This is a genomic window from Lacipirellulaceae bacterium, from assembly GCA_040218535.1.
GTDB lineage: Bacteria > Planctomycetota > Planctomycetia > Pirellulales > Lacipirellulaceae > Adhaeretor.
Window position 1 is genome coordinate 1,081,317 of the sequence record JAVJRG010000005.1, and the last position, 12,218, is coordinate 1,093,534.

At 55.9% G+C, this 12,218-nt stretch carries 8 protein-coding genes; 4 read left to right on the forward strand and 4 right to left on the reverse strand.

Going from position 1 to position 12,218, the window contains the following annotated elements:
• Positions 1–9: 9 nt before the first annotated feature.
• Complete coding sequence (locus RIB44_04640) at positions 10–1,503, forward strand: aldehyde dehydrogenase family protein (protein MEQ8615863.1); 1,494 nt, start codon at positions 10–12, stop codon at positions 1,501–1,503.
• Here RIB44_04640 and RIB44_04645 read toward each other — a convergent pair.
• The 3 genes from RIB44_04645 to RIB44_04655 all read right to left on the reverse strand — a co-directional run bounded on the left by RIB44_04645 (position 1,500) and on the right by RIB44_04655 (position 4,970).
• On the reverse strand, positions 1,500–2,909 hold the full coding sequence (locus tag RIB44_04645; GenBank protein ID MEQ8615864.1) for a trypsin-like peptidase domain-containing protein: 1,410 nt from the start codon (positions 2,907–2,909) through the stop codon (positions 1,500–1,502). The two genes, RIB44_04640 and RIB44_04645, sit on opposite strands and share 4 nt — an antisense overlap.
• A 214-nt stretch (positions 2,910–3,123) precedes the next feature.
• On the reverse strand, positions 3,124–3,603 hold the full coding sequence (locus RIB44_04650) for a hypothetical protein (GenBank protein MEQ8615865.1): 480 nt from the start codon (positions 3,601–3,603) through the stop codon (positions 3,124–3,126).
• A gap of 212 nt (positions 3,604–3,815) precedes the next feature.
• Positions 3,816–4,970, reverse strand: a complete 1,155-nt coding sequence (locus RIB44_04655) for a hypothetical protein (protein MEQ8615866.1) — start codon at positions 4,968–4,970, stop codon at positions 3,816–3,818.
• 302 nt (positions 4,971–5,272) lie between these two features.
• Between RIB44_04655 and RIB44_04660 the strand changes: the two genes are divergently transcribed.
• Complete coding sequence (locus RIB44_04660) at positions 5,273–6,355, forward strand: PDZ domain-containing protein (GenBank protein MEQ8615867.1); 1,083 nt, start codon at positions 5,273–5,275, stop codon at positions 6,353–6,355.
• Between the two features lie 18 nt (positions 6,356–6,373).
• On the opposite strand, the gene RIB44_04665 is transcribed toward RIB44_04660, so the two are convergent.
• Positions 6,374–8,005 carry a hypothetical protein gene (locus RIB44_04665; protein MEQ8615868.1) on the reverse strand — a complete coding sequence of 544 codons (1,632 nt, stop codon included), beginning with the start codon at positions 8,003–8,005 and terminating at the stop codon, positions 6,374–6,376.
• A gap of 826 nt (positions 8,006–8,831) precedes the next feature.
• Between RIB44_04665 and RIB44_04670 the strand changes: the two genes are divergently transcribed.
• Positions 8,832–10,877 (forward strand): serine protein kinase, encoded by a 2,046-nt coding sequence (locus RIB44_04670; GenBank protein ID MEQ8615869.1) that lies wholly within the window; start codon positions 8,832–8,834, stop codon positions 10,875–10,877.
• A gap of 103 nt (positions 10,878–10,980) precedes the next feature.
• Positions 10,981–12,084 carry a DUF444 family protein gene (locus RIB44_04675; protein MEQ8615870.1) on the forward strand — a complete coding sequence of 368 codons (1,104 nt, stop codon included), beginning with the start codon at positions 10,981–10,983 and terminating at the stop codon, positions 12,082–12,084.
• Positions 12,085–12,218: the final 134 nt, after the last annotated feature.

Sequence of the window (12,218 nt, forward strand, 5' to 3'; positions counted from 1 at the left end):
AACCCAATCGTGGCCACTGCTGAACTCAATGAAGTGTCGTCGAAGAAACTTGTCGCCCGTCCCGAGGTTCGTCAAACCCAATGCTTCATTGGCGGCAAATGGATTCCAGCGGCTAGCGGAAAAACCTTTGAAACGATTCACCCGGCAACGGGTGAAGTCATCGCTCAGGTGGCCGAAGGGGACAAAGCGGACATCGATTTGGCCGTCGATGCAGCGCGGGCTCAATTCGATGGGGGCGAATGGTCACGGATGGATGCGCGTGATCGCGGGCATTTGATGTACAAGCTGGCCGACCTTTTGGAAGAGGAAGCAGATGAGCTAGCCGCGCTCGAGACGCTCGACAATGGCAAGCCGATTAACGATTCGCGGACCGCAGATATTCCGCTGGTGATTGACTGCATCCGCTACTACGCCGGTTGGGCGGACAAGATTCAAGGCTCGGTTATTCCGATCCGCGGAGAGAACCTTTGCTACACACGTCGCGAGCCCGTGGGCGTTGTCGGCCAGATCATCCCCTGGAATTTCCCCGCACTGATGTGCGCGTGGAAATGGGGCCCGGCACTGGCCGCTGGTTGCACGATCGTCATGAAGCCCGCTGAGCAGACACCACTGACTTGCTTACGCATGGCGCGGCTTGCACAGAAAGCGGGTATCCCCGATGGCGTGATCAATGTCGTTCCCGGCTACGGTCCGACGGCAGGGGCCGCGTTGGTTGAGCATCCGGGGGTCGACAAAATCGCCTTCACCGGCGAAGGCACCACGGCACAGACTATTCAGAAGGCCGCGGCGGCCACGACCAAGCGACTCACGTTTGAGCTTGGCGGCAAGAGCCCCAACGTCATCTTCGCCGATGCCGATCTCGAAGCGGCAGTTGCCGGTTCGCACTTCGGCTTGTACTTTAACCAAGGCCAATGCTGCTGTGCCGGCAGCCGGTTGTACGTTGAGGGCAAAGCGTACGATGAAGTGGTCGATCGCCTCGCTGAACGCAATACGGTTCGCAAAGTCGGTGATCCGTTCGATCCAACAACCGAACAAGGTCCGCAAGTCGATCAGGCCCAGTTCGATAAGATCCTTAAGTATGTAGACTACGGTAAAGAAGATGGCGCGAAGTGCGTCACCGGCGGCAAGCGGCACGGCGACGAGGGCTACTTCGTTGAGCCAACGCTGTTCGCCAACGTCACCGACGATATGCGGATCGCCCGCGAGGAAATCTTCGGCCCAGTCCTTTCAGTGCTGAAATTCGACGACGTGGACGAAATTGCCCGCCGAGCTAATGACACGAACTTCGGCCTCGCCGCGGCAGTCTGGTCCCGCGACATCGGCAAGGCTCATCGTTTGGCCGCGAAAATCCGCGCCGGAACGGTTTGGGTGAACTGCTACAACGTCTTCGACACGGCAGCTCCGTTTGGCGGCTTCAAACAGAGCGGCATCGGTCGAGAACTCGGCGAAGCTGGGCTGGAAGCTTATACGGAATCGAAGACTGTGACAGTGGCGCTGGATTAGCGTCGCGAGGTCCCATCTTCACCCATCGCCAAATGCCCGAAGAAGCGGTCATCCCCCCGCACGATGTCGAACCGCACATTGCCTGAGAGCGATCGACCACGGCTCATCACGTAGCGGACGTCTTGCTCGTTGGTGGTGTACCAACGGTGGACGCGGACCAGGATGTCTCCCTTAATCACGCCTTCGCTATCAGCGGAGCTGCCCGAGCGGACGCGGACGACTTCCATACCGCCTTGGAAGGGGAGCCCCTTCTTGCGGAAGGTGCTGCGGGACACCGGTTTAAGTTCCAGGCCAAGCTTTTCCCACGTCGAGTTCGCGAACGAGCCACGCGGAGCCTTGGAGTTGGTAATTGGTTTGGCGGCCATGCTCTGCGACCTGCTGGAACCGACGCCCGGCAGTTGAGCCAGAGCCAAATCGAGATCAACCGTTTGTCCATCACGACGGACTTGCACGGCAATGCGTTCTCCACGTCGGCGGCCGAGCAGAGCTCGTTCGACGTCCAAGGGTCGGGCGATTCGTGTGCTGCCAATCCGCTCGATTTCATCGCCACGACGGAGGCCGCTTTCCTCCGCGGGGCTGTCGCGGTCGACTTTTACAAGCGTCACCGGACCTTGTGGGCCGTCAACGGCCAGTGGCGTCATGCCGTGCCAGTTGCGGTCGAGTCGTTCGATGCTAATCAAACGGGTCGCGATGTTCAGAGCTTTGTCGACGGGAATCGCAAAGCCGATACCCTGAGCCCCGGCTCGCACAGCGACATTCACGCCGATCATCTCGCCATCAACGTTCAGCAGCGGTCCCCCAGAGTTTCCCGGGTTGATGCTTGCGTCGGTTTGAATCAGGTCGAGATACTTTTGGGTTTCGTTGACTTGCACATTACGATGCAACGCGCTAATGATGCCGGTGGTAACCGTGTTCTCGTAGCCGAAGGCGTTCCCCACCGCGACGACGGACTCACCGGTGAGAAGATCGCTAGACGTGCCAATGTTGATGATCGGCAATGGTTTCGGCGTGCGAATGCGGATCACGGCGAGATCGGTCTCGCGATCGTGGGCGATCACTTGAGCGATGTAGCTTTGTCCGGTGGAAAGTGTTACGTTGATTTGGCGGACACCATCAACAACGTGATGGTTGGTGAGAATATACCCCCGGGGGTCGATCACGACCCCAGTCCCCATTCCATTGACTTGCCGAGTTCCGATGCCTGTGGAATCGCCGACGGACTTCTGGCCTTGGATATTGACGACCGAAGGAGATGCTTGGCGAACCGCACGGACGACGGGGGTGAGTCGGGTGTCGCTGACCGCGTAACTATTCTCGACCGACATTGTTCCGGCTATGAGGAGCCCGAGTGTCAGGGTGAGGAGAGAGAATCGGCGAGGCGGGTCGCTCTGGAGCGGGTCGAGCATCAGGTGGGTCGTCCGAATAGGCTAAGTCGACTCGCGCTAGACAGCGAGACAACGCGAGTGCGGGGAGACCGCTAGCAGTGCACGCGGCCAATCCTTGGCAGCGACGGGAACACGGCGAGAAGTCACTAAGGGGGAGAATCGGCCCAGCGTTACGACACGCTTAAACCGCACAAACCGTAGCCCGCAGAGTCGGCCTAAGTTGACAGTGGTGCGGCTAATCGCGTCCTGGAAACGTCAACTGTGGCCCGAAGTTGCGTTCAACCGAACCACGCAGCGTGATTGGGGAGTCGCTGGCAACCTCGGTGAAGGCCGGTTGAGTTGGTACGGCGAAAAACTTGGGTGGCTTCGGTGGCTCGTATTTCACCAGGGGAGGCGTCGGCTCGCGACGCGGTTTTGCCGACATAACCTGGAGCCCGCAGTTGCCTGCCTCGTCACAGTAGACGACATCCGTTTGCGGAGCTTCTAACGGGCATCCAATGTCGCAGCCAGTGCCTCGCCCCCAGGCCGTGTCGTTGCATGGCTTCCGGGACTCATCGTAAGGAACGAGAATACTGTCGAGTGCCAACGTAAAGAGGTTGTTGTCCAGTATCGAGCCGTAGGAACTGCTCCGCATGTGCGGCTGCATACAACCACTCGCCACGAGGCACGTAGTTGCAGCTAGAGACAGCAGGAGTTGACGAGATCGTCGAGGCATTTGGGGGAAATCAGAGTTTGCTGAGCTGCGCAGTTCTCCCCCCGGAGAAGCATGGGCCTCTAGTTTCTGGATCGGCGCGAAGACCCCGAAAACTTGACGTAATTGATAGAATTCGACAATGGATCCCAAAGAGCCGTCAGGCGTCAGCCGACGGGTAGTACTCTCTACCACTTCAACCCGTCGGCTGACGCCTGACGGCTCGGGGGAATGGACTACGAAGGTTCTTCTGGCTTTGGCTTATCGCTGTAAACCAGCTTCGGCAGCACCTGCAGCCCCAAGAACAACGCCAGCATTGCTAGCAGTAGATAGGCGTACCAATGTCTTGGTAAGGGGATCCCAAAGAGGCCGGCGATCCAACCGAGAAGCAGCAATAGCGGTGGGAAGACCATAATCACGCCACAGCCAACCGCTGCCATCGTTCCTTTGAAAGCCAAGTGCTCAGTGAGTTGCTGGTGATGGACTTCAATCATCCGCCCACGTCGTAGGCTGATTTCTATCGAGTCTACCAACTCCATCGCCTGCAGAGCGTCAGACCACGTTGAAGCAGCCTCTGTTAGGTCGATTGCTCTGAGGAAACGCTCGATAGCTTGTTCGCCTGGTGCAATCGGCTCTGGTACAGAAGCCATCGCTAGCGGACTGGGATGCGTTCCTTCAACTACTTGGTGGTCGCTATCAAATCGGAGGGACACGCGGCCCTGTTCACCCACGAGCGTTATCTCAAGTCCAGGCTCGGTACTCACGGGTCCAACCGACCAGCGGACCGGCACAGCCTGTTTGCCTAAGAGTTGCACACTCAAACCCGCATAGGCGGCGTCTTCGTTGCCCGAGCCTAGCGCGCCGATGCGATTGAGCGGACCGGCGATGCGAATCAGCGCTTCGACATCGCGGGCAAAGTGATTCAGAACCGCTGGACGGCTTCTGTCTTCAAAGGTCCTCTCGGCGACTACCTGCTCAACACGGCCAATCTGTGGGTGACCCTCGCGTATCCACTCAGCAAGTCGCAAGAGAATCTGATGCTCTGTGAGCGGGTTATAGTGTTGCAGAAGGCCTCCGCTCTCACCCCGAGCCATATCGATTTCGAAATAGGCAAGCACTTCTCCGACGACCGGATGAACTGCCAGTATCGGTAGCCCTAACTTCATAAGCTCTTGGATCTGCAGCTCACGCGAAGACGAAGAGTCTGCAGCAGGGCCCACGATCACGCCATCGAAAGACGCGGGGTAGAATAGCTCGGGCAAATGACTCGTTGCAGCAGGGTCGTTGAAGTTCTCGGGGCTACTCAGAAACGAAACCTCATGCCCAAGCCGTAGGGCAGCTTCGGCTAGCGACTGACTCTCCGGGTCGTTACCTAGAACGGCGATCTTCATTTGGGGGGCTACGGGTGACGTGTATTGAGTTGCGTAATCCAAGTCGTTTATGGGTTGCTCAGTGGTGAACCGCAAAGGTAGAGCTTGAACAACGTTATCCTACTCGCCGGACATTTTGAAGCGAGGGGCGCAGCGCATCCACGGCCAAGCCTATTACCTCTTTTTTGCGGTGAATAGACTACTGCTCAGAATAGGCTCACCGCTGGAGTAGCAAGCCACGAGTCCGGTGTATTCTGCACTAAAGTGCTATACTACAATGGTCGCACGGAACGTGTTTGGATTTGGATCGCTCTAGTAACTTTATGACTAATCGCCTTTTACGACTGATTGCCCTTGGGGTCGCACTACTTGTTAGTTCGCCGGGTGTCGCTAAAGATTCTTCACCGCGGAAGGAGAACGTTGAAAAGAAGGTGCCATCCGTTGAAGCGTTGGAGCGGATGGTGAATCAGTTGGATGATCGACTTTATGCCGTTCGAGAGAAAGCCCAGCGTGAATTAGCTGAGGCGGGCATGCCAGCCGTCAGTGTTGTTGACAAAGCGGCCCGGGCAGATGCTTTGGAGAAGTCCACGCGTGCGGTGAACATTCTTTTGCAGTGGTCCGGCGGGGACGATGATGAGCTTCGCTTTGCCGCACTGCAACGATTGTCGGAGCTGGAAAGCCGACCAGCAGAAGCCAAAATCGCTCGGAGAATCCTGGAGCGGTTTCGAGAGCAGGTGGCGATCAAGTCATTGTTCGAGTCTGGAGCCGAGATCCGACGCGATCCGCGGCTTTTGGTCAACACTTCCTTTCTAGCGTTGCAAGTTGTCTTTGGTCCGGATGCAAAAACCGATGCAAAGATTCTCTCCGCTGTTGCCGAAGTGAAGGCGGTCACGGTGGTCAGCTTCTATTCAGCGAAGGTCGCCGCCGAAGATCTGAAGATGTTGGATTCTGCTCAACAACTCCAGCGAATTGAATTCTACGGAACCAAGGTCTCTCCTGCCTCGGTGGCCCGTCTAAGAGAAAACCTTCCGAAGGTTGCGCAGGTTGAAGTCCGGAATTCGGCGCAACTTGGGATTCGAGGAGACATCACTCAGAACGATGGAACTATCAAATTTGTGCTTCCTGGTAGCGCGGCGGAACAAGCCGGTCTACGTGCCAACGACGTTGTTACACACGTTGATGGTGTCGAGGTGAAAGGCTTTGTTCATCTCACCAGCCTCATCGCCGAACACCAAGCTGGCGATCAGGCGAAGCTCATAGTCAAGCGACCTAATCTCGCCGAACCCTTCGAGCTGGAAGTGACGTTTGGCCGCTGGGGCGAGAAGGAAGAGAGCAAATCTCTCACCCTTCAAGAGCTTCGCCAGCGGATGCCAGACGACTTCCACATCTCGAACCACCGGCGGTGATTTTCTTCCTCTCAACCACTACCGTGCCTGGTCGATAAACATCCAGCCGTTGTCAGCCACGTTAAACATTGGTCGGAACGGGCTGTCGCATCCGCGGCGAGCCGTCTTGCCCCAGTGCCAGACCAAGTTCATGCCGACGTTCCATGATTCTTCCTGTGCGCCGATGGTTCCAGCAGTCGCGTCGGTAATCAGGTAGTTGAAGCCGGATTGGAGCGACCATCGATCATTCAGAGGCACCCAGAAGTCACCGCCAAACAGTCCTTCATCGTCATTGGTACCGCCGCCCCAAAGTCGACCCTTTCCGCCGTTGCGGAAGTGCCAACGGTAGAACAATGCGTATTGCTGAACAGACTCATAGTTGATTCCCCCGATGACGACGTTGTTGGTTGAAGAAGCACCCCAGAAGCCGAACTCTCGACGCTTCGGGCTCTTGAGGCTCATCTCATAGCGGATCTGATGAAAGTCTTCTTCTCTAATCAGGTCGTCTCGCATCAGGTCGAAAACCGCACCAAACTGCAAACCGACAGGCACTCGACGGAAGAAGCCGCCTGTGACGAATTGCTGACTACGGTCGCTTGCGTCACCGTCGGACGTGCCGGAGAGTCGGCTCTGGACGGCTTGGTATCCCAGTTGATAGCTCAATTCGGGGAAGAGCAGACCGACCAACGGTGCCCGCCCACTGATATTCACACCTTCCTGGAAACCAAAGTTCCCATCGCCGGGTCCACCAGCAATACTATCGCGAGGCCCTTTGAATCCGTGGACACCTGCCCAGGCGTAGAGTTCCTTGAAACGAGGAATGCAGATGGGGATACATTCGTAATCGTCACCAGGGCAACCGACGCAGGTGCCGCAGCCAACGCCATCACCGCAGCAGGCGTCGCAACCGCCTAGGGTGTCGCATCCACATCCAGGCTCTACGAAGCCGCACCCTGGATCACAACCACAAGTGGCTTCACAGATTCCACAGCCAGGCTCAGCACATCCGCAGGTTTGTTCGTAGATTCCACACGCAGGTTCACAGCCACAGCCAGGTTCGATAATGCCACAACCAGGATCGCATCCACACCCAGGCTCGATGATTCCGCAACCTGGTTCGCAAGTGCAGTCGCCGATGCACGTCTCGCAGAACGAAGTTTGCTGTACGTAGCCGCGTGGTCTTTGGTAGTGACCCCGCATTGCAAGTCGTTCACGGTCGTTGTAACTGGCCTGCTGAACCGCATCGTCCCGATACGAGCGCTGTCGAGTTGTCGAATTCGCGACCTTCCTCGCTTGTTCTTCTCGCGCCTGGGCGATGTAAGCTGGCTGTCTGGTAGAAGTCTCTGACGACTTTGAGATTCGCTTAGTTGTCAACTCGCCGCTGTTCGGTTGAGAAGTGACACGCTTCTTCGCGACACGAACGGGCTTTGGTGCGGGCGAGTCTGGCTGAGGCTCAGCTTTTCGCCGTTGAGTGCTGGCACGCTCTTGCGCTACCCTCGTCGAACTACGAAACTGTAGTCCCTCATTGGAGGTAGACTTACCCAAGTTGGGCTTCTGGAAGTGAATGTGCTGATCGCCCGTGTGATGGGCGGCTGCCAGTTGAGGAGCAACGGCAAATGCTAGCATGAACAGACCGCAAGAGATCTGTCGCGAGAAGCTTGCGAGTTTCATAGTTCGATCCCACGGGAGCCGCGTCTGTGACACAGCGACCGCCTTGGAGCTGAGATGGTTGTCTGAATCCACGCCGCAACAATCTGCTTGTTACAGGATCAGACAGTACGCACCTCTTGGTAGCCCCCCCGGGAACCAATACGTACAGGAGTCATCGTCCCCAGCGGCGGCGGAACTTTCAGAAAAGTCGACGCAATCAGAAGAATTTACCAGCTCTCTAGGTAGCAAGCGCAAGAAAGCTGCGGTCGAAAAACTCGCTAGCGTCCTTCGGGGAAAGCTAGCAAGAGTACAAGCTGTCGCGCGTGATCTATCCGAACCTCTTTCTGCGGGAATTCACCTTGAATCACGACATAAAGCTACTGCTAGACGTAATTTAGGTGGCTTCGTATGAAGCTGTAGTTGCCTTTTTTGAGCATTGTGCTGATACTTGAAAGTGTCGTGACAAGAACGAGATACACAGTGAATTCGTACCTGTCACGCACTCAGGCTTTTCGAGCCTGCCCACTTTGAGCAAATCTCCCCACCGCTCTTTGCCAACTTTCGCTTAGGCCATTTTCGACTTGGTCGGTAGCTCCCTTGGCGTCAGCAACCTCTCTTGGGTTGTTGGTCTTCACCCAGGTTGCATCCCCGCTACTCCGGCAGTACACCTTCCTTTGAGGACGGCTTGTCCGTTGCTGCGTAAGATTTGGATAACCATCAGGCAACGGCGTAAGTGAAACCTGAACCCACAACGACGAAACCGCATCAGAAGAGAGTAGGCACGCACAAGACAACATCATTCTCCATCATTCCAGCGAAGATCTTTTAAGACGAACAGGAGCGAGGCATGGCAACCGGCAACGACATCATCTCCCTGGTTTCCCAGCAGCAAGATCGAGATAAGTTCCGCCGCAAGAATTGGGTCGGTACGTTCGCTGAGTATCTCGACATCGTCAAAGAGAATCCCAAGGTCACGCGCAGTGCTTATCAGCGACTGTACGACATGATCCTTTCCTACGGTGTGGATGTCGAAAAGAAGGGTCGGGAGAAGATCTATCGCTATCGGTTCTTCGATGATCCGACGAATGATGGCAAAGATGCGGTCTTCGGTCTTCGTGAGCCGCTCCACAAGTTGGTCAACGCCCTCAAGAGCGCGGCCTTCGAGTACGGCATCGAAAAACGCGTTCTCCTATTGCACGGCCCCGTAGGCAGTAGCAAGAGCACAATCGTGCGGCTCCTCAAACAGGGTTTGCAGCGTTACTCGACGACGGATGAGGGGGCACTTTACACACTCGGCTGGGTGGATGAAGAAAATCCCGACGAAGTTCACTGGTGCCCGATGAACGAGGAGCCATTGCACCTAATTCCTCACCGTTTCCGTGACGATGTGTCTGCGCAGTTGAACGCGGGTCGCGGAGCGGACGATTTCTACGTGCGGATTCGCGGCGAGCTCGATCCCTTCTGCCGCTTTATGTATCAACAGCGGTTGAAAAAGTACGACGGCGATTGGACCCGTGTTGTCGACGATGTACGGATCAAACGGGTCATCCTCAGCGAGAAAGACCGCGTCGGCATTGGCACTTTCCAACCGAAAGACGAGAAAAACCAAGACGCGACCGAGCTCACCGGCGACATCAACTACCGCAAAATCGCCGTCTACGGCAGCGATAGCGATCCCCGTGCGTTCAATTTCGACGGGGAATTCAACGTTGCGAATCGTGGGCTCATTGAGTTTGTCGAGGTCCTCAAGCTGGACGTGGCGTTCCTCTACGATCTGCTCGGTGCCAGCCAAGAGCATCGCATCAAGCCGAAGAAGTTCGCTCAGACGGACATCGACGAGGTCATCATCGGCCACACGAACGAGCCCGAATACAAACGCCTCAAGAATAACGAGTTCATGGAAGCATTGCGTGATCGGACCGTGAAGATCGACATTCCTTACGTGACCACTCTCGAAGAAGAAATCAAAATCTACGAGAAAGACTACAACGACAAGACTGTTGCCAACAAGCACATTGCACCCCATACAATCGAAATGGCAGCGATGTGGGCATTGCTAACACGGTTGGAAGAGCCCAAGCACGCCGGTCTGACGCGTTTGCAGAAGCTCAAGCTTTACAACGGTAAAACACTCCCCGGTTTCACGGAGGAGAACATCGCTGAGCTACGCGACGAAGCCATCCAGGAAGGCCTCATCGGTATCTCACCGCGCTACGTGCAGGACAAGATTTCCAATGCGCTCGTAGCGCATCCTGAAGCTAACTCGATCAACCCCTTCATGGTGATGAACGAATTGGCCGCGGGGCTTAAGCACCACGGCCTCCTGAATAATGAAGAGACCAAGCAGGAGTACCGCGAACTGCTCGACGTTGTGAAAGAGGAGTACTCAAATATCGTGAAGAACGAAGTCCAACGCGCCATTGCCGCCGACGAGGACGCTCTCTCACGCCTCTGCGGCAATTACATCGACAACATCAAGGCCTACACGCAAAAGGAAAAGGTCAAGAATCCCTATACAGGCCAATACGACGAGCCGGACGAGCGTCTCATGCGGTCGATCGAAGAAAAGATCGACATCCCCGACAGTCGCAAGGACGATTTCCGCCGCGAGATTATGAACTACATCGGTGCACTTTCGATCGACGGCAAGAAGTTCGACTACAAGACGAACGAGCGGCTAAACAAGGCACTTGAACTAAAGCTATTCGAAGACCAAAAGGACTCCATCAAGCTGACGAGCCTCGTCTCCAACGTGGTCGACGCCGAGACGCAGCAGAAGATTGACGTTGTGAAAGGCCGCCTAATCCGCGACTACGGTTACGACGAGGAAAGCGCGACAGACGTGCTTCAATACGTCGCCAGCATTTTCGCGCGGGGTGATACGAAAGAATAATGGAGAATTGTTTTCAGTTGTCAGTGTTCAGTTTTCAGTCCCTGATTGAGAACAAGTATCCAGCGTGATACTGAACACTGAAAACTGATCACTGAAAACTGCCTTGGACATCAAACGCGATCAACGCCGTTTCAAGCAAATCGTCCGCGGGCGAATACGAGACAATCTGCGCAAGTACATCACCCACGGCGAGATGATTGGTCGTCGCGGGAAAGACTTGGTTAGCATCCCTGTGCCGCAGCTTGATGTGCCGCGGTTTAAGTTCGGCAAGAACGGTTCGGGCGGAGTCGGGCAGGGCGAGGGCGAAGTCGGTCAGCCAATCGGCAAGCCGGGGCAAGACCCTGCAGGTTCGGGCGGAGCGGGAAGTGAGCCGGGTGCGGGGCATCTGATTGAAGTCGAAATTTCGCTCGATGAGTTAGCCGAAATGCTTGGTGACGAACTCGAACTGCCACGTATCGAGCCCAAAGGCACCGCCAGCGTCGAAGCCGAGAAGAGCAAGTACAACAGCGTTCGCCAAACGGGTCCAGAGTCGCTACGGCATTTTCGTCGGACTTATTTGCGAGCACTCCGGCGGCAGATTTCCACAGGCGTTTATGAGCCGCTTGAACCTCGCGTCGTACCCATCAAGGCTGACAAACAGTATCGCAGTTGGAATGACGTGCCGATTCCGCATGTTAACGCCGCGGTGATTTACATGATGGATGTCTCGGGCTCTATGACCGACGATCAGAAGGAGATCGTCCGTACCGAAGCCTTCTGGATCGACGCCTGGTTGGGCAGCCAGTACAAGGGCGTCGAACGGCGTTACATCATCCACGACGCGGTTGCCAAAGAAGTCGACGAGCACACCTTCTACCACACCCGCGAAAGTGGCGGCACGCGAATCAGCAGTGCTTACAAAGCGGCTGCTGAACTAATGGACCGCGAGTTCCCCGCTGAGCTCTGGAATATCTACTGCTTCCAATTCTCCGACGGCGACAACTGGGGCGACGACAACCGGCAAGCCTTCAAGCTACTCAGTGATCGCTTGCTGCCGCGCGTGAACCTCTTCTGCTACGGCCAAGTCGAAAGTCCCTACGGCAGTGGTGAGTTCCTCGATTCGCTGGAGAAACAGTACGAAGGAAGCGAAACGTTGGTCTTGTCGGAGATTCCCGACAAGGAAGGGATTTACGAGTCGATCAAGACGTTCCTGGGGAAGGGACGTTAGTTTTTTGAACCACAGAGGGCACGGAGAACACGGAGGTTTGATGGTCACTCGCAGCAAGTATCTACATGCACCCTTCTGTTAGTCCTTTGAGCAATAATTCTATTTGCAGTTAGAGCCTCTCAGCAGAACGCCAA

Coding starts and splice junctions, on each gene's coding strand:
- RIB44_04670 (MEQ8615869.1), top strand. CDS start 8,832: ATGGCAACCGGCAACGACATCATCTCCCTGGTTTCCCAGCAGCAAGAT.
- RIB44_04655 (MEQ8615866.1), bottom strand. CDS start 4,970: ATGAAGATCGCCGTTCTAGGTAACGACCCGGAGAGTCAGTCGCTAGCC.
- RIB44_04650 (MEQ8615865.1), bottom strand. CDS start 3,603: ATGCCTCGACGATCTCGTCAACTCCTGCTGTCTCTAGCTGCAACTACG.
- RIB44_04665 (MEQ8615868.1), bottom strand. CDS start 8,005: ATGAAACTCGCAAGCTTCTCGCGACAGATCTCTTGCGGTCTGTTCATG.
- RIB44_04645 (MEQ8615864.1), bottom strand. CDS start 2,909: ATGCTCGACCCGCTCCAGAGCGACCCGCCTCGCCGATTCTCTCTCCTC.
- RIB44_04660 (MEQ8615867.1), top strand. CDS start 5,273: ATGACTAATCGCCTTTTACGACTGATTGCCCTTGGGGTCGCACTACTT.